Source organism: bacterium (assembly GCA_041648665.1).
Lineage (GTDB): Bacteria > UBA10199 > UBA10199 > 2-02-FULL-44-16 > JAAZCA01 > JAFGMW01.
Map to the genome: position 1 here is coordinate 1 of JBAZOP010000016.1, position 14,663 is coordinate 14,663.

Here is a 14,663-nt window from a genome sequence, read left to right on the forward strand (position 1 = left end):
CGGCGATGAACTCTTTTGTCGCTGACTCGGCTTCTTTGCGTGCGTTCTCCCGGACGATTGCCGCCATGAGGTCGCGGAATTCAGCGCTGTTGACCAACGTGGCGACTAATTTTTCCTGACATACTCCCACGGCTAAAGCACGTGGGGTTCTAACGTTGCCGGGCATTCCAGCAGTGCGTCGTGGGGTATCAGTGCTCCCATCGTATCCATCTCTTTCTGGATACGATTGATCATGTCTTTCTGACGGAGTGCGATATTGAATGCCGCATTCACATCAGCATGATCAACGTGCCCGCACGACGGGCACTTGAACTCCTTTCCCTGCCGTTGACCTCGCGCACCACAGCGAGAACAATCCTGCGAGGTATACGCCGGATCAACGTAGAGGACAGGAACGCCGAGCAGCTTGGCCTTGTATTCTACAAACTGTTGTAGTTGATAGAACGACCAACTGTGCAGGGCATATCTGAACGAACGGTGTTGTTTCCTCGTCTTTCTGATACCGCTCAGATCCTCGAAGACGAGTGCTGCATGGAGACTTTTCGCCACATCGACAACCTTGCGGCTGATCTTATGGTTCAAGTCTCGCACGATTCGACTTTCGCGGTCTTTTACCCGTTGCAGCTCCCGGAAGCGACCTTCGCGCTGAAGACGCTTACGGATTGCCGAATACTTCCGGTGGACGTGCAGTGCCGATTTGCCGAGTTTTTCGACTTTCCCGGTATCCGGGTTGGCAATGACTGCAACGTGCCCGGTCGTGTTCCGGTCAACCCCGATGAACTGTCGGGGTATCATCTCCGGTAGATCTGGTACGGTGCATGAGATATAGGCGAACTCCCGGTCGATCTCGATCTGGTTGACCTTATGGAAGGCGGGAAACTGATAGTGGAGAAGGAGATCCAACGGCACGACACGGATTGTTCGGGTATCGGGATCGACTTTGATGGATTGTCCCGGCACGACAAGGTTGACGTTTCGTACTCGCTTGATCGTCTTCTGACTCCCGTACTTCTTGAGGATCTGGTTGGATATTGCCGATTTCAGACCGATCTCCTTGACCGCCTTGGAACTCCTGCATGTCGGGTTCCTGACAGCAAACTCCGCTACTGCAAACGCTTGTTTCAGTTCGGTACTGAAATCTCTGCCGTGGCGGAGTTTGTAGGTCAGCAACACGTTAGTTCCTCTTCTGATCCTCGATATACTTCTTCACGACTTCCTCGGAGATGTGCCCACAGGATTCAACATAGTAGCTGCGAGTCCACAACGAAGGCAATCGTGTGCGTAGGGGTTCAAACTCCTGACGGAGTATTCTCGACGTATACCCTTTCAACTGTTGCACGATCCAGTGCGGGCTGGCGGTTGGTTTCGCCTTGACAAACAGGTGGAGATGATCCGGCATAATCTCCAGCGTCTCGACGCTGACACCGATCTCAGATGCCTTCTCTCTCAAGAGAACGTCTAATCTATCAGAAACTGGCGGTTGAAGCACTTTCCGCCGATATTTCGGACACCATATGATATGATACCCGACATTGTAGACCGTGGTATTCGAGTGTGTCCACCGTTCTTTTGGCATCTATATAATTATTAGTGTGCCACAAATATAAGGTTTTCCGTGGTAGGTAGACGCATTCATCCCACGACTAAAGTCGTGGGCTTTCTGCTATTTTGATCGTAATCGATCATGGCGACATCAGCACATTCTCGGTTATTGAAATAGAGGGTAAGAATCTTTGCCACAAGCCGCGAAACATTCCCCTCTTCTTCGCGGTCGGCAACCTCCTGCAATCGTCGCCGCATCTCCACCGATAACGAGAGCGATGCTTTCTCCTTTTTCTCGTCGTCCCGCGCTTTCCTCATACTTCACGCAGTCATCTCCTCGCGCACGTTATCATACTTCTTACTACTCGGTAGTAAAAAATAGGAAAGTATATATGTTCATTCGTAGTATTCGGTAGTATATGATAGTAGAAAAAGATGCTTCGGTGAAGGTGAGCATCTCCCTCACCAAAGCACAGGACGACTATGTGCGTGAACTCATCGCGTCGGGCCGGTATGCCTCGTACAGCAGCGTGGTCCAGGACGCGATCCGGATGCACATGGACGATTGTGAACGCAAGAAGACCATAACGCCGCCAGTAGACGAGGCGAAAGTGTCATGAAGGAGATCTCGCGCCGCGACCTTACCCACATGGAAACCGTGGATTTCCGGGCATGGTATGTCTGGATGCGCCGTATTGCCGAAGGAACAGCACGAATCATCGAGGATGGAGGAAACGAATGTCAAGCAACTGTTTGAGGGACGGTCAGTCCGTAGCATGCCACTGCACAGAAGCCGGCCAGTCCCGTAAGAGTATTGACCCCTGTATTAAAGGTGTTGGCGATCTGGTGGATTTCGCCAGCATGTCGGACGAAGAGGTCGAGGCCTATGCCCGGCAGCAGGAGCGCGTCTCGGTGCGGGACCGCCTCTGCCGGTATCACGGCGTGCGGTATGTCGAGGAGCTGCCCGCGACGGTGCAGCAGAAGTATTTTGGGCGGGTGCTGCAGCATGGTTGAGATCCGCAATGGCGAACTCTATGGCACGCCGCGAGAGGTGGATGCCTATCGCGTCTTGTCAAATCTCGTCACCGTTTCCGGTGCCCTCGAAGCAACGTGTGAATGCCCGGAATGCAGGCAGGATCCGGACTATGTCCTTGAGGTCATTCGGATTTCAGTGAACAACCTGAAATGTATTTCTGGCGAGATCATCCGGTTGCACAAGATAGATCCAAAGGTGCTCCTCGAGTACCATCTCCGCCAGCACGAGGCAGAAGGCCGCCTCTCGCATGAGAAGGTTGAGGCCGCGCTGGCACAGATCCACAAGGGCGAACCGATGACGCCCATCTACTCCGGGCCGCCACCGAAGCGCGTCGAGGGGGAGAAAGCGACGACGTTCGAGGGGGCGTATCATGCCTGACCGCTTCCCCGGCCGCGAATCGCCGTGCGAGAAGTGCACCTGCACGAACCTCGAAGAAAGTTGTCCGGAATGCGAGGAGAATGCCGCAGAGGGTGATGCGTGATGAAAGAAGATCCGTATCCAACCACCACGGAGGACATCACCCTCGATACAGCAAAACGGTATCTCGCGGCGTCGAAGGGGAACCGCCGGATCAATGAATTCCGGGTCGATACCTATGTCCGCGATATGCTCGCCGGGCGATGGTATATCGGCGAGACGATCAAATTTGATAGTAATGGCGTTCTCTTGGACGGCCATCACCGTTTACTGGCTATCCTGAAATATGGCCTTCCCGTCCGCTCCCTCGTAACGAGAAACCTCCCGCCGGAAAGCATACGGGGCATTGATCTCGGGCAACCAAGAACCCACGATCAGATCTCAAAGTTCATGAACGAAGGCTTCAGCAAGCGCCATTTTTCGATCGCGAAGTTCATGGAATTTGGCGAACACCACCATAATCTCTCCTATAATGAGGTCCGCGACCTCGCTCTGAAATACGACGAGTCGATCTCGTGGGTCTGCACGGTAGGGGGCCACGAAAAGTTCCTGAATACTCCGGTCATGACAGTGCTCGCAAAAGCGTGGTACTCCCTGGATCGTACCCGGCTGAAAGAATTCATGGATGTCTTCAAGACCAAACTCGCGACATCCGATAGAGATTGGGCTGCCATCAAATTACGGGATTGCCTTGAAGAAGCACGATATTACCATACAATCCTTGAACGGGGGGCGATCTATCTTCGGGCACAGTCGGCAGTCTATCATTTCTGCAAGGGAACGCCCTTGAAATTGCTTCGGCCTGCCACGAAAGACTATTTCCCGCTGAAACTGGATGCCGAGGGAAAGGTGGTGCCGGCATGAGGACGCAGTGGTGCCGGGAGCATATCGACAAGACCGCCGAGGCGTGCGGGCTGGATCGATCGACCGTCTCGGATGTCAAGCAAGCCGCTAAGTTCTGTGATGACCATTCCGAATTTTCGGAATGCTCTACTCACGCGATAATGACCCTGATTCGCGTTCGGGATGAGCCCGTGAAAGAAAAGGCCACATCATCCGTGGAAAATGCCTTCAAATCAGGAAAGCACCCTCTGACAGGTAAGATACTCAAAGAGAAGAAATTAACGGAGCGCGAAGTCAAGGCTGTTATTGCGCGAGCCGATCTCGAAGTCCGCAAGGAGCTGTCGGCGAAGCTGCAGATCGGGCGTGCTGCCTCGCACCTCGCGAGCGCCCCCGTGGATCCGGCTCCGGCGATATCCAAAGGTGAACATACACCAAGAGTCGATCAACCACGAGCAACCGCGCCGATCGTCGTTGCAGCGACCACGACATTCTCGGTGCTTGTAACGGGACTTCAGCAGCAGATCCTCCAGAAAGCGATAGCTGCTGAAATGGCCGTCGATATGCGAGATGCCGTGCAGATGGCGTTTAACCGAGGTATCGAGTCTTTGAGGGGGAATGCCTGATGGACGTCCACTGGGGGGCGATCCAACTCCAGCACGCGACCATCGGCGACGCTACCTGTGCGCTGTGCGGGGGTCTCGTGGCGCCGGTCGATAATGACGGCGACGGCCTCTGCGATGTCTGCGAACACGAGGTCGCCCGGCTGCTGTCGTGCGGCGGGGCGACTGCAATCCATCAGGGGGCCTGAGTCATGGCCGAGAACGTGCCTGCCGTCCGGGAGAATGGCGGCATTATCCCCTCGCAGTACAGCCAGCAGCAGGTGCAGCTTGTTCGCGACATGTGCGCCCGGGACTGCACCGAGAACGAGTTCCTGCTGATGATGCAGTTGGCAAAGACCTACCAGCTGGACCCGTTCGCAAAGCAGATCTGGTGCGTGAAGTACGGGCAGAACCCGGCGCAGATCTTCTGCGGCCGCGACGGCTACCTCGTGATTGCCCACCGATCAGGACAATTCGACGGCATGGAGTCCGGTACGAAAGAGGTCGGCGGCGATATCGTCGGGTGGTGCCGGGTCTATCGCAAGGACATGTCGCACCCCTTCGAAGTGGAAGTGCAGCTCAAGGAATATTCCACCGGGAAGAATCTGTGGCTGTCCAAGCCCCGCATCATGATTCAGAAAGTTGCTGAATCAAGTTGCCTGCGCCGGGCCTTCTCTATCTCAGGATTGTATGCACCGGAGGAGTTCGATACCGGGGACCGCGAAGTGATTGTCGCCGATGCGAAGGTTGTACCAGCTCCGAACGGCAACCGCTGCGAGAAGTGCGGGATAACCGTCGATACCGAGACGCTGGATCTCGTCAGGGAGCATACGGATCAGGTGCTCTGCCGGGGCTGCTTCCGCGACTGGTGGAACGAACAGCAGAAGGTGAAGGGGGCCTCGCCATGAAACCGATGGTCTTCCCGATCGTGGTCCGCTATGCTCCTGCCGAAGACGAGGACCGCGATTACCTCGCCCAGCAGAAGCAGCTCAATATCGCTGTCAGGGGTTTCGATATCGACGAGGCCATGAGGCGAGCCGTGCAGGAAGTTCAGAGCGTTCTCACGGTGCAGTTCGATTATCCAGGGGATGTCGAGATTACGCCGATCTGGATGGGTGCCCGAGCTGATGCGCTGGTGGCTCCCCGTCCGGTGAATAAGACGCTCGCGGACTTCGTGAAGGCGCCGGCGAAAGACGAGAAGGGGGCCTGAACCGCCATGTATGCGAAGGATCAAGGCCACTTCATCGCGTTCCGCAAAGAGCGCATCCATGCCGCCATTCGCGCGGAGATGCCGATGCATCGCCGGCAGATGGAGCAGGAAGAAGAAGGGATCGTGCTCGGCATTATCCGGAACCTCAAGGGGGTGCGGTAGGTGGAGCACCAGGTCTATCCCGCAATCATCCACCGCCACGTCGACGAAGACCCGATCAATCTCAGCCTCGAAATCGGGACGCCCGGCAAAGGCGGGGCGCTGACGATCAAGTGCAACGGCGATGACGTCGAGAAGGCCCTGAGGAGGATCGATACCGCGTTCAGTCTTCGGCAGTACGCGCAGGACCTCGCCGAGGGCCGCCGGGACATCGTGAAGATCGAGGTCCTCGCCGCCGGCGTCACGGTGAAGATCGAGAAGGCGAACGGCGAGAAAGCGCAGATCGGGACGCCGCGAGGTGATGGGCAATGAGGACGATAACACGGGACACCCTTGGAGATGCCCACGAGGCCATGCTGAAAGCGATCCTCGAGGAAGGGGAGCAGGTTTTCATCACGCATGGCGACAAGACCGAAGAGACCATCGAATACCCGGAACCGATCTGCGTCCACGTCGAGCGGCCGTATCGGCCTCCGATGATCTCGGACTGCCTGCCGTTCAAGGAAGGATTTCTGCAGGAGTATGTCAAGAAGGTGTGCGAGATCACGCCCTGGAGAGGGGATGGGACCGATGCTGTCTATACATATGGCAACCGGCTCCGGGACTACCCGATGCTGGACACCGCTATTGAGGAAGAACCAACAAACCGCCTCGATATTCATGGGGACGGGCGTGGTGATGGGATCGACCAACTGCCGATCGTGGTGGAAAAGTTGGTGCAGCACCCGTCGACCCGGCAGGCGATCATGCACACCTGGGTCCCCTGGCTGGACGACCATTCGGAAGAACCGCCCTGCCTGCAGACAGCCCAGTTCCTGATCCGTGGTGGAAAACTGAACGCCGTCTTTGCCTTCCGCTCCCATGATATGCACGAAGGGTGGGGGCCGAATACCTACGCGCTCACGCACCTGATGCAACGAGTCCAGTGGATGCTGCTGCGCCAGGAGTACGAGGTTGAGCTCGGCTGGCTCGAGACCGTCAGCACGTCGGCGCATATCTATACGCGGCACAATCCGGACAGTCTGGCCCTATTCCGCAGGAAGGTGAGGGTATGACCGCTCGTGCGAAAGAACTCGTCGTCGGCCTCTCGCTGGACATCGGTACCGGCGACACCCTCCGCTTCGATTACCGGGCAGAGCTCGAGACGCCGGAAGACGCCGTGCAGGTGGCCACCCTCGCGGCAGGGAGTCTCCTCGCCATCGCGAACCAGGCGAACGACCCGAAGGTGCAGCAGGTCCTCCGCGAGAAGGTCGCAGGGATCTTCGGCGTCACCCCGGAGCAGCTCGTGAAGGGTCCGAAGGTGCAGACCATGGCTGAGTTCCAGGCGGAGAAAGCTGCCAAGGAGCAGCAGGCGAAGGCAGCAACCACGCCGGTTTCGGCACCAGCTTCCTCCTCGCCGGAACCAGCTTCCTCCTCGCCGGAACCAGCTTCCTCCTCCCCGGCACCTGCCGCGGTACCGCAAGGTACTGCGAAGGTACCACAAGGTACCTTGAGTTCGAATCCCGCACCGGCAGCGAAACCGGCACCGGCAAAACCCCTCGTCGGGACCTGCGAGACCTGCAAGGCCGGCGTCACGGGCGACCAGATGAAGAAGTCCAAGCTGTTCGCGTCGAAGGTGCTCTGCGATGCGTGTCTGTCGCAGGCCTGCGGGACCGGGGGTGCGAAGGTATGACCCGCTATCTCCCCCTGACGTATGCCCCGAAGATCCCGAAGGTGCTCGCGGGCGAGTGCACGCAGACCATCCGGCCGGGTCACGGGAAGCTGGTGGGTGAGTTCATCGCCTTCCACGGATGGGAAGGGAAGCCCTACCGCTCGAAGTGGTCGTTCCGCACCCCATACTGGCGACTGACTGAGGTGATCGACATCGAGGTCTTCTGGGACGGCATCGCCTGCGACGATCACGGGCTCCAGCCCTGGTGTGAGCTCGACGATCTCGCCCGCCGCGACGGCATCGATCCGCCGACGGGGGCCGGGCTCAAGGCAGTCTTCAAGCAGATGTATGGGCGTCTGGGATGCTGCGGCTTCGACATGCAGATCCTCCGCTGGGATCCCACGACGGCAGGTGGATCGCCATGACCCACGACCTCGCCGTCGCGATCGTCCGGCAGCGGTGCGATCTCCGCATCTCGCTGGACTGCATCATCCCGGATGTTGCTATCTGGCGGGCCGGCCACCTCGAACAGCAGGCCCGCCGGGAGCTGCAAGAGGTGCTCGACCGCCTCGTCGCTGCTGGTGGCCCTCAGGAGCCACGCACGGCCACGCAGGATGCCGAGGTGCCACCCGCACCCGATCATGATGGTACAATGGCACCGGGGGCCTCTGGCGAGGCTCCAGCGGCAGACCCTATCGAGACCCCGACCGGCGAAGTTCCTGCACGTCCCTCGCCGGAGGCCTCGGTAGAATACCGGCACCACCCGTGCATCATCGATGCTCCACCGGTGGAGGACTCGACCCCTCCCGATCCTGCACCGGCGGCACTCCCCGCAAGTGCGCCGCAAGCAACCACCCCTCTCACTCATACGGACGGGTCCGGCATACCCTGCCCTGACGAGGCGATTGCACCGACGCCGCCGGACCCGGCCCGCGGGGCGCACCGGGACAGCGTGCCGCCGGAGGATCCTCCCGCGCCGATCGGGCCAGCGTCGATCTGGATACCGGACGAGGACGCAATCTTCGAGCGGTGCAGCTCAGCGAACCACGCGCTCGAACGCTACCGCAGCGCATTCCCCGCATCGACACGAACGGATGCATCCGTGCGGAGCCGGTACTACGCGCTCCAGAAGCGGGCGATCAAGGAGGCCCACCGAAAGCACGCGGCAGCGCTCCCACCGGCAGACGATCCGGTCGTCACCGCCGCACCCGGCACGCCGGGGATGATCGGCACAAAGGTGCAGGTCGTGGACCGCGAGAGTGGGATGTACAAGGCGAAAGGCGTGGTCACGAAGATCGATCCGGTCGATCCGACGCGGGTGCTGATCGAGATCGAGAAGGACGGCAAAGCGTGGTTCGGCGTGGACCAGCTCGCGGAGGCGTGATGCCCCCCTACATCCGCCGGGGGACCACCGTCACGATGCCGGATACCCGGACGACTGCCAAGACGCCGGCCGTCGTGGCGAGGGTCGAGCCGGAGATCCCGCGGGAGGTCCGCACGATCTTCGTCCAGTGCACCGAGTGCGGCCGGGATATCCGGATCCCCCTCAGCCGGCTCGGGCCGGCGCACACCGCCTTCGACTGCGAGTGGTGCACCGAGGGGATCGCCCTGGTCCGGATTGGGGATGGCTCCATCGAGGCCGTGAAGCGGTCGCAGGGGGCGACGATCCCATGATGCAGAAGGCCGGGCTGCTCATGGCCCGCCCATTCGGGCTCTGTCTGAGTGTCCATGGTCGCGGGAAGTTCTGGATCGCCCGTGACGACGCGGTCCGGCTCCGTGAGGAAGGAACGCCGGCCCCGGTCCGGGACGTGGCTGCGGGGAACGTCCGCATCGAGAATCCCCTAGGCCTCGTCGAAGTCCAGGTCCGGAAATCCTACCTCCGGATCGAGCTGCACGATACCGGCATCCCGATCCTGTATGTGAAGCGGGACAGTTTCGGGATCCTGCTGGATGGCCTGATGGCAAAAGCGGCCGTGCTCAGCGAAGACCGAGGCCTCGCCCGGGGGTTCGGGGAATGAACGCCCAGTACGTCTGCGCGGAGTGCGGCACGGCGTTCTGGAGCCGAACGGCAAACCGGCACGCGAAACGGAATTTCTGTTCGACCGGCTGCCGCGTGGCATATGCGCGGGCGCATCCGGACGTGTATCGGTCGAAGCCGCAGAAGGATCTCCTGGCGCTGATGGCCGACAACCTGCCGCCGCTCCGGCGAGAGTGCCGGATCAGCTGGTGCTACGAGAACACGGTGCGCGGCTGCGGCATCGGCGGATGCTCGCGGAAGGTGCCGGTATGACAGAATGCCCCTGATCGAGCGGGGCAGGGGAGAGCAGATGGGATTTTTTCGAGACGAACAAGGGAATGTCTGGGACCGGAATCCAGACGGCAAAGGGCTCGGGCCCGAGGGCACGATGCTCACGAACCGCGAGATCCACCAGCAGCGGGTAGCGGGCGGCGGCAAGGGGTTCATCGTGCAGTATGCCGACGGGGTTTCACCAGCCCCTGCGGAACGGTCCCCTGTGCCCCCCTTGGAAAAAGCGCCCGAACCAGATGAAGGCGACGCACAGGTTCAAATACCGGAAGGTTCCGCGAAGAGTTCCGCAGGCCCGGTCGAGGCGTTCACTGCTCCGGACGCGGTGGCCACTCGCCCGGAGGCGGTCCGGCAGGACCTCGTCGAGATGCATGAGGCGCTGACGCCCGAGCTCGGGACTGTTCAGGAAGACCCGGCGCCCTGGTCGCTGGTTCCGAAGGAGGAGATCGATGCGTTCGCATCCGTCGACGCACTGGTTGCCAGGGTGACTGCGTTGCATCAGTTCAGCTACCCGCTCGCGATTCCGCAGAATTTCGATGAAATGACACTCCCTGACCTGAAGGCATGGTTCTATCGGGCAGTGCAGGCGCCGGAGGTGAAAGCGGTCGCCGACAAGCTGAACGCCATCTCGCTTGCCGAGAACCTGCCGAAGATCATCATCACCGAGAAACGGATGCGCGAGGCGACGGCCGAAGCCCTCGAGGCGCTCTATGCCGCGAACACCCCGCCTGAGATCTTCGGGAGGGGGGGGGAGATCGTCCGGGTCGACCGCGACGAAGACGGGCTGCCCATCGTCAGGATCCTCACCGAAGCCGGCGTCAAAGGGGTGCTCGACCGCGTCGCGAACTGGTATATGATCCGGACGTCGAAGAACGGTGCGCCCTATGAAGCCGTGGCCTATCCGGTGAAAGACGTCGTGCGGGACGTGATGGCGCTCGGCCGCTGGGACCTCCCCCAGCTTGCGGGTATCATCGAGTCGCCGCTGCTGCGGCCTGACGGCACGCTCTCGCCGCCCGGCTACGACCCGGAAACCCGGTTCTACTACGCTCCGGCACCGACGTTTTCGATGCCGACGATCCCGATCTCGCCGACGGAGGAGGAGGTCGAGGCTGCGGTCGCGCTGCTGCAAGAGGTGATCGAGGATTTTCCCTTCGCCGACGAGGCGAGCCGGGCGAACACGATCGCCGCGATCGTGACGGCCATCGTGAGGCCCCTGATCCCCGGACCCGTGCCGATGGTCCTCTTCAACAAACCGCAGGCCGGGACGGGGGCGTCGCTGCTCGCGGAGATCGTGGCGCTGATCGCCACGGGCCGACCTTCGGCGATGATGGCGGCTCCCGAAGACGATGCCGCCTGGAAGAAGTCGATCATGAGCGTGCTCCTGAAAGGCCGGCTCGTGATCTGCGTCGACAACATCGAGGGCAAACTGTATGCTCCGTCGCTCGCAGCCCTCCTGACCGCCGACGTGTATGAGGATCGCGTGCTCGGCGTGATGCGGATGCAGACGATGCGGCACCGCGCCGTCTGGATCGGTACGGGCAACAACATCCAGCTCGGGGGGGACCTGCCCCGCCGCTGCTACATGGTGCGGATGGACGCGAAGACCGCCCGCCCCTGGCAGCGCGAGAACTTCAAGCATCCCGATCTCCGGGCATGGGTGCTGGAGAACCGGGGCCGGCTCGTCGCCGCTGTGGTGATCATGGTGAAGAACTGGATCGCCGGCGGCCGCCTTGTCCCCTCCAACGTGCCGAAGATGGGGGGGTTCGAAGGGTGGGTGAACATGGTGAGCGGCATCCTGGCGTACTCCTGCATCCCAGGATTCCTCGTGAACCTCGAAGAGATGTACGAGGAATCCGATGCCGACACTGCAACCTGGGAATCGTTCCTCGAACTCTGGCACGCGAAGTGGGGCGAGGACGCGATCACGGTCGCCGAAGTCGTCACGTTCCTCATGTTATCGGATAAAGAGGGGGCGGCGCAGTCGTCGTTCGGCGATGCCGTGCACGTCGCCCCCTCTGACCTTTTTGCGACATTGCCCGATGAGATGGGAAATGTCAGCATAACGTCGACCTCCTTCTCAAGGAAGCTCGGGAAGGCGTTAGCGAAAAAAGAAAATGTCCGGTATCGGAACGGCTGCCGCATCGAGCGAGGGAAAGTGAGTCACAAAGTAGCCACATGGAAGGTGAGCAAGCATGATTGAGTTACCACAAGTAAAGGCGATGTTACGTCGGTATTTCCGGGGGGTTTGGGGGGTTTGGGGTATCTCTTTCCCCCGGGCAGGTACAAAAAATACTAGTACATATGGGTATATGGCGTATATGGCCACGGGTGGAAATAACCCCCCAAATACCCCAAACCCCCCCGAGCTCTTTCAAGGGGTGATCACCCTATGGTGAAGACGCCCGTCCGTGCTCGGGCAGTTGTTTTCGAACATTACCTTTTCGACGCTAGTATCTCGTGTACCTCATGTCCGCCAGGAGGGATCGGATCATGACCCATCGCGAGATCATAGTCGGCGACGAGTTTCCGTACCACAGGACCGACGTGCCCTTCGATCGCTCCATGGCGGCGATCATGGGGATGCTCCTCGCGGCGCGGGGCGTGGTGAAGGTCGCTCCCCTCTACGAGAATGTCGGAGAGGTGCAAAGGATCACCCTCATGGTCGAGACGGAGCAAGGAGCGCAGTTCCTGATCCACTTCCCGACGACCTACCGGCGCCAGCGGAAAGGTACGCCTCCGAAACTCGATATGCGTATCGCGGGCCGGATGATGTTCTTCCACATCAAGGACATGCTGCTCATGGCCGAGGTCGCGTACCTGTCGTTCACCCAGGTCTTTTCCCCGTACCTCGCGCTACCCGACGTCGACGGCCGGCCGAAGCCTCTGATGGACTTCCTGCCGGACGTCGAGGAGAAGGTCCAGGCCTCGCGCCCCCTGATCCCCTACCTCAACTTCGAGATGCAGCAGCTCGAGGACAAGCGGAGGCCCGGACCGTGACGCCCTGCGAGTATGTCGTCGGCATCATGGCACTCTCGATCGTCGGCGGGATGCTGCTCGGGAACCTCATCATCCTCCGGATGCTCCGGCGGCGCGGGGTGATCTGATGTCTGTCCGCTGGCAGCCCCGCGACCTCCTCGCGCTGGAGGAGCAGCGGGCCGCCCCCGCACCCGCCCGGATGCAGCCCCGGAACGCCCTGCGGCCCCGGTGCGCCCTCGCGTCCTGCGGGCAGTACCTGCGGAGCGGCGACTCGTTCGTCAGCCATGCCACGGGCCGCGAGGGCGGGCAGGGGCGGCGGTACCATCCGGGCTGCTTCGGGGAGGCGCTGCTGCATGTCTGACCTCCTCGACAAAGCCGCCCTCCTGCTGCATCTCGACCGCCTGCACGACGAAGCCAGCCAGGACCTCGACATCCGATCGCTGGAGATCCTGACGGGCCTCGCGCTGCTGGTCCGGGAGGGCGCGTTCGACATCTGCCCCCGGTGTCACGGGGCCGGCTGGGTCGAGGGCCTCGGGGGGACCGGGACGTGCCCGGTGTGCAGGGGGAAGCGATGACCCCCGCCCGCTGCGCCCACTGCATCTCCGTACCGGTCCCGGACCGCCGGATGGCGATCCTCCGCCGCCGCAGGGCATCGCTGGCGACGAAGATCGCAGAGCTGCAAGAACGACTTGCGATCATCGACGAGGAGATCGCGACGGTGGAGGCCGAAGGATGATCACCCGGCTAGTGCAGAGTGCGGGAGCCCCGTATGGTGGCGATAAACAGGCATCTTCGATAAAAAGGTTGCTGCAAACCTGCGGGATATCGGTGGCCGCCGCAGCAGGAGTGATTGCGTGACCACTTCGCTCTACTGCCGGAAATTCCGGGTGCGGTGCGATAATCGCGAGTATTTCGAGTGCCCGGAGTGCGTCGAGCATCAGGAGGGTCGTTGCCCGGGCTGCACGATGAACGTCTGTGCCGAGAAGTACGAGGGATCGTGGGAAGGGCTGCTCCGCGAGCTCCGGAAGGGCGAGAAGACACACCAGATGGGCCTTGAGGATCGTTTCGACCTGCACGCGAAGGTGCGATGATGATGCAGAAGAACGCCGCCCAGTGCACGTACTGCGAGAAGGTCTGCGCGCACCTCATCGGGTCGTCATCGTGCCGCACCGTCTGCCCCCTCGACAGCCCCCACATCACCCGCGAAGACCGGCAGAGCGGGTCGCCGCAGCGCCTTCTCCTGTCTGTCTTCGATCAGGTGCATCTCCTTGATCTCGCCGACATCGCGAAGCTGCTGCAGCAGGGTCTGCTGGTCCACTGCTACCAGGAAGGCCCCTCCGAGATGCGGAAAGGGCAGATCATCCCTTCGAGGGAGCGGACCCTCACCGGCTCACTGCACATGGACAGGGACGGCGATCTCGTCAGGATCTCGCTCTTCACGCGGCCCGAGCTGCTGCTGGTGACGCTGCCGGCATGGCTCGAACAGGTGGCGAACGAGATCATTCCTGTAGCACCATGCCGCGAGCTGCCGCCGGAGGGCGCGTGACCCGGCCCCCTCGCCCGGCCATCCCGCGGCGGACCATCGCGAAGATTACCTCCGAGGTCGTGGACCTCCACCACCGCATCACCACCCTCTACGAGTACGGCTACGAGATAGGGCAGATCAGCCAGGGCATCGGGGTCTCGCGGACGACCGTCCGCCGCCACCTGAAGATCGCGAGACTCGACTGCATCCAGCAGATGGTCCAGGAAGGGCGAACGATCCTCGACATCCAGGAGACCGTGGGGATTCCCGCGCCACAACTCCTCGATATCATCCAGAGAATCAGAAACGGCGAGCGCAGCGACGCCCCGCAGGCCCAATAACCCCCCTTATCCCCCCATTCTGCCGATTTCTTCTCCGTAGCATGCCACGCTCGCCCCGC

General features: G+C 61.0%; 28 protein-coding genes. 25 read left to right on the forward strand and 3 right to left on the reverse strand.

What is annotated here, in order from left to right:
- Positions 1 to 132: 132 nt before the first annotated feature.
- From WC683_07295 to WC683_07305, 3 genes are read right to left on the reverse strand one after another with little or no spacing between them, the layout of a single operon-like run.
- Complete coding sequence (locus tag WC683_07295) at positions 133 to 1,173, reverse strand: transposase (GenBank protein MFA4972402.1); 1,041 nt, start codon at positions 1,171 to 1,173, stop codon at positions 133 to 135.
- Position 1,174: 1 nt separating this feature from the next.
- Entirely contained in the window at positions 1,175 to 1,576 is a 402-nt protein-coding gene (gene tnpA / locus WC683_07300; protein MFA4972403.1) for an IS200/IS605 family transposase, read from the reverse strand.
- A gap of 56 nt (positions 1,577 to 1,632) precedes the next feature.
- Positions 1,633 to 1,860 (reverse strand): hypothetical protein, encoded by a 228-nt coding sequence (locus tag WC683_07305; GenBank protein MFA4972404.1) that lies wholly within the window; start codon positions 1,858 to 1,860, stop codon positions 1,633 to 1,635.
- A gap of 101 nt (positions 1,861 to 1,961) precedes the next feature.
- On the opposite strand from WC683_07305, the gene WC683_07310 reads away from it, so the two are divergent.
- The 25 genes from WC683_07310 (at position 1,962) to WC683_07430 (ending at position 14,604) form a co-directional block, all read left to right on the forward strand.
- On the forward strand, positions 1,962 to 2,162 hold the full coding sequence (locus WC683_07310; protein ID MFA4972405.1) for a hypothetical protein: 201 nt from the start codon (positions 1,962 to 1,964) through the stop codon (positions 2,160 to 2,162).
- On the forward strand, positions 2,159 to 2,299 hold the full coding sequence (locus WC683_07315; protein MFA4972406.1) for a hypothetical protein: 141 nt from the start codon (positions 2,159 to 2,161) through the stop codon (positions 2,297 to 2,299). Before WC683_07310 ends, WC683_07315 begins: the two co-directional genes overlap by 4 nt.
- Positions 2,281 to 2,556, forward strand: a complete 276-nt coding sequence (locus WC683_07320; protein MFA4972407.1) for a hypothetical protein — start codon at positions 2,281 to 2,283, stop codon at positions 2,554 to 2,556. The genes WC683_07315 and WC683_07320 overlap by 19 nt, the downstream gene beginning before the upstream one ends.
- The gene (locus tag WC683_07325; protein ID MFA4972408.1) at positions 2,549 to 2,956 is read left to right on the forward strand and encodes a hypothetical protein; all 408 of its coding nucleotides are present in this window, start codon (positions 2,549 to 2,551) and stop codon (positions 2,954 to 2,956) included. Before WC683_07320 ends, WC683_07325 begins: the two co-directional genes overlap by 8 nt.
- Before the next feature lie 102 nt (positions 2,957 to 3,058).
- Positions 3,059 to 3,859, forward strand: coding sequence for a hypothetical protein (locus tag WC683_07330; protein ID MFA4972409.1), 801 nt, complete (start codon positions 3,059 to 3,061; stop codon positions 3,857 to 3,859).
- Positions 3,856 to 4,461, forward strand: coding sequence for a hypothetical protein (locus WC683_07335; protein ID MFA4972410.1), 606 nt, complete (start codon positions 3,856 to 3,858; stop codon positions 4,459 to 4,461). Before WC683_07330 ends, WC683_07335 begins: the two co-directional genes overlap by 4 nt.
- The gene (locus tag WC683_07340; protein MFA4972411.1) at positions 4,461 to 4,646 is read left to right on the forward strand and encodes a hypothetical protein; all 186 of its coding nucleotides are present in this window, start codon (positions 4,461 to 4,463) and stop codon (positions 4,644 to 4,646) included. Before WC683_07335 ends, WC683_07340 begins: the two co-directional genes overlap by 1 nt.
- A gap of 3 nt (positions 4,647 to 4,649) precedes the next feature.
- Positions 4,650 to 5,345, forward strand: a complete 696-nt coding sequence (gene bet / locus WC683_07345; GenBank protein MFA4972412.1) for a phage recombination protein Bet — start codon at positions 4,650 to 4,652, stop codon at positions 5,343 to 5,345.
- Positions 5,342 to 5,647, forward strand: coding sequence for a hypothetical protein (locus WC683_07350; GenBank protein ID MFA4972413.1), 306 nt, complete (start codon positions 5,342 to 5,344; stop codon positions 5,645 to 5,647). The genes bet and WC683_07350 overlap by 4 nt, the downstream gene beginning before the upstream one ends.
- A gap of 6 nt (positions 5,648 to 5,653) precedes the next feature.
- Entirely contained in the window at positions 5,654 to 5,809 is a 156-nt protein-coding gene (locus WC683_07355; GenBank protein ID MFA4972414.1) for a hypothetical protein, read from the forward strand.
- Entirely contained in the window at positions 5,810 to 6,118 is a 309-nt protein-coding gene (locus tag WC683_07360) for a hypothetical protein (GenBank protein ID MFA4972415.1), read from the forward strand. It begins immediately after the preceding gene.
- Positions 6,115 to 6,861, forward strand: coding sequence for a thymidylate synthase (locus WC683_07365; GenBank protein ID MFA4972416.1), 747 nt, complete (start codon positions 6,115 to 6,117; stop codon positions 6,859 to 6,861). The genes WC683_07360 and WC683_07365 overlap by 4 nt, the downstream gene beginning before the upstream one ends.
- Positions 6,858 to 7,478, forward strand: a complete 621-nt coding sequence (locus WC683_07370; protein MFA4972417.1) for a hypothetical protein — start codon at positions 6,858 to 6,860, stop codon at positions 7,476 to 7,478. Before WC683_07365 ends, WC683_07370 begins: the two co-directional genes overlap by 4 nt.
- Entirely contained in the window at positions 7,475 to 7,882 is a 408-nt protein-coding gene (locus WC683_07375) for a hypothetical protein (GenBank protein ID MFA4972418.1), read from the forward strand. Before WC683_07370 ends, WC683_07375 begins: the two co-directional genes overlap by 4 nt.
- Positions 7,879 to 8,841, forward strand: coding sequence for a hypothetical protein (locus WC683_07380; GenBank protein MFA4972419.1), 963 nt, complete (start codon positions 7,879 to 7,881; stop codon positions 8,839 to 8,841). The genes WC683_07375 and WC683_07380 overlap by 4 nt, the downstream gene beginning before the upstream one ends.
- Entirely contained in the window at positions 8,808 to 9,131 is a 324-nt protein-coding gene (locus tag WC683_07385) for a hypothetical protein (protein MFA4972420.1), read from the forward strand. The genes WC683_07380 and WC683_07385 overlap by 34 nt, the downstream gene beginning before the upstream one ends.
- Positions 9,128 to 9,475 carry a hypothetical protein gene (locus tag WC683_07390; protein MFA4972421.1) on the forward strand — a complete coding sequence of 116 codons (348 nt, stop codon included), beginning with the start codon at positions 9,128 to 9,130 and terminating at the stop codon, positions 9,473 to 9,475. Before WC683_07385 ends, WC683_07390 begins: the two co-directional genes overlap by 4 nt.
- The gene (locus WC683_07395) at positions 9,472 to 9,747 is read left to right on the forward strand and encodes a hypothetical protein (GenBank protein ID MFA4972422.1); all 276 of its coding nucleotides are present in this window, start codon (positions 9,472 to 9,474) and stop codon (positions 9,745 to 9,747) included. Before WC683_07390 ends, WC683_07395 begins: the two co-directional genes overlap by 4 nt.
- Positions 9,748 to 9,784: 37 nt before the next feature.
- Positions 9,785 to 11,962 (forward strand): hypothetical protein, encoded by a 2,178-nt coding sequence (locus WC683_07400; GenBank protein ID MFA4972423.1) that lies wholly within the window; start codon positions 9,785 to 9,787, stop codon positions 11,960 to 11,962.
- Positions 11,963 to 12,252: 290 nt separating this feature from the next.
- On the forward strand, positions 12,253 to 12,759 hold the full coding sequence (locus WC683_07405; GenBank protein MFA4972424.1) for a hypothetical protein: 507 nt from the start codon (positions 12,253 to 12,255) through the stop codon (positions 12,757 to 12,759).
- A 263-nt stretch (positions 12,760 to 13,022) separates the two neighbouring features.
- The gene (locus WC683_07410) at positions 13,023 to 13,313 is read left to right on the forward strand and encodes a hypothetical protein (GenBank protein MFA4972425.1); all 291 of its coding nucleotides are present in this window, start codon (positions 13,023 to 13,025) and stop codon (positions 13,311 to 13,313) included.
- Positions 13,310 to 13,474: a hypothetical protein gene (locus WC683_07415; protein MFA4972426.1), complete on the forward strand. Its 165-nt coding sequence runs from the start codon at positions 13,310 to 13,312 to the stop codon at positions 13,472 to 13,474. The genes WC683_07410 and WC683_07415 overlap by 4 nt, the downstream gene beginning before the upstream one ends.
- Before the next feature lie 118 nt (positions 13,475 to 13,592).
- Positions 13,593 to 13,829, forward strand: a complete 237-nt coding sequence (locus tag WC683_07420) for a hypothetical protein (protein ID MFA4972427.1) — start codon at positions 13,593 to 13,595, stop codon at positions 13,827 to 13,829.
- Complete coding sequence (locus WC683_07425; GenBank protein ID MFA4972428.1) at positions 13,829 to 14,284, forward strand: hypothetical protein; 456 nt, start codon at positions 13,829 to 13,831, stop codon at positions 14,282 to 14,284. Before WC683_07420 ends, WC683_07425 begins: the two co-directional genes overlap by 1 nt.
- Entirely contained in the window at positions 14,281 to 14,604 is a 324-nt protein-coding gene (locus WC683_07430; protein ID MFA4972429.1) for a hypothetical protein, read from the forward strand. Before WC683_07425 ends, WC683_07430 begins: the two co-directional genes overlap by 4 nt.
- The last annotated feature ends 59 nt before the right edge of the window (positions 14,605 to 14,663 follow it).

Coding starts and splice junctions, on each gene's coding strand:
- tnpA (MFA4972403.1), bottom strand. CDS start 1,576: ATGCCAAAAGAACGGTGGACACACTCGAATACCACGGTCTACAATGTC.
- WC683_07305 (MFA4972404.1), bottom strand. CDS start 1,860: ATGAGGAAAGCGCGGGACGACGAGAAAAAGGAGAAAGCATCGCTCTCG.
- WC683_07310 (MFA4972405.1), top strand. CDS start 1,962: ATGATAGTAGAAAAAGATGCTTCGGTGAAGGTGAGCATCTCCCTCACC.
- WC683_07315 (MFA4972406.1), top strand. CDS start 2,159: ATGAAGGAGATCTCGCGCCGCGACCTTACCCACATGGAAACCGTGGAT.
- WC683_07320 (MFA4972407.1), top strand. CDS start 2,281: ATGTCAAGCAACTGTTTGAGGGACGGTCAGTCCGTAGCATGCCACTGC.
- WC683_07325 (MFA4972408.1), top strand. CDS start 2,549: ATGGTTGAGATCCGCAATGGCGAACTCTATGGCACGCCGCGAGAGGTG.
- WC683_07330 (MFA4972409.1), top strand. CDS start 3,059: ATGAAAGAAGATCCGTATCCAACCACCACGGAGGACATCACCCTCGAT.
- WC683_07335 (MFA4972410.1), top strand. CDS start 3,856: ATGAGGACGCAGTGGTGCCGGGAGCATATCGACAAGACCGCCGAGGCG.
- WC683_07340 (MFA4972411.1), top strand. CDS start 4,461: ATGGACGTCCACTGGGGGGCGATCCAACTCCAGCACGCGACCATCGGC.
- bet (MFA4972412.1), top strand. CDS start 4,650: ATGGCCGAGAACGTGCCTGCCGTCCGGGAGAATGGCGGCATTATCCCC.
- WC683_07350 (MFA4972413.1), top strand. CDS start 5,342: ATGAAACCGATGGTCTTCCCGATCGTGGTCCGCTATGCTCCTGCCGAA.
- WC683_07355 (MFA4972414.1), top strand. CDS start 5,654: ATGTATGCGAAGGATCAAGGCCACTTCATCGCGTTCCGCAAAGAGCGC.
- WC683_07365 (MFA4972416.1), top strand. CDS start 6,115: ATGAGGACGATAACACGGGACACCCTTGGAGATGCCCACGAGGCCATG.
- WC683_07370 (MFA4972417.1), top strand. CDS start 6,858: ATGACCGCTCGTGCGAAAGAACTCGTCGTCGGCCTCTCGCTGGACATC.
- WC683_07375 (MFA4972418.1), top strand. CDS start 7,475: ATGACCCGCTATCTCCCCCTGACGTATGCCCCGAAGATCCCGAAGGTG.
- WC683_07380 (MFA4972419.1), top strand. CDS start 7,879: ATGACCCACGACCTCGCCGTCGCGATCGTCCGGCAGCGGTGCGATCTC.
- WC683_07390 (MFA4972421.1), top strand. CDS start 9,128: ATGATGCAGAAGGCCGGGCTGCTCATGGCCCGCCCATTCGGGCTCTGT.
- WC683_07395 (MFA4972422.1), top strand. CDS start 9,472: ATGAACGCCCAGTACGTCTGCGCGGAGTGCGGCACGGCGTTCTGGAGC.
- WC683_07400 (MFA4972423.1), top strand. CDS start 9,785: ATGGGATTTTTTCGAGACGAACAAGGGAATGTCTGGGACCGGAATCCA.
- WC683_07405 (MFA4972424.1), top strand. CDS start 12,253: ATGACCCATCGCGAGATCATAGTCGGCGACGAGTTTCCGTACCACAGG.
- WC683_07410 (MFA4972425.1), top strand. CDS start 13,023: ATGCCACGGGCCGCGAGGGCGGGCAGGGGCGGCGGTACCATCCGGGCT.
- WC683_07415 (MFA4972426.1), top strand. CDS start 13,310: ATGACCCCCGCCCGCTGCGCCCACTGCATCTCCGTACCGGTCCCGGAC.
- WC683_07425 (MFA4972428.1), top strand. CDS start 13,829: ATGATGCAGAAGAACGCCGCCCAGTGCACGTACTGCGAGAAGGTCTGC.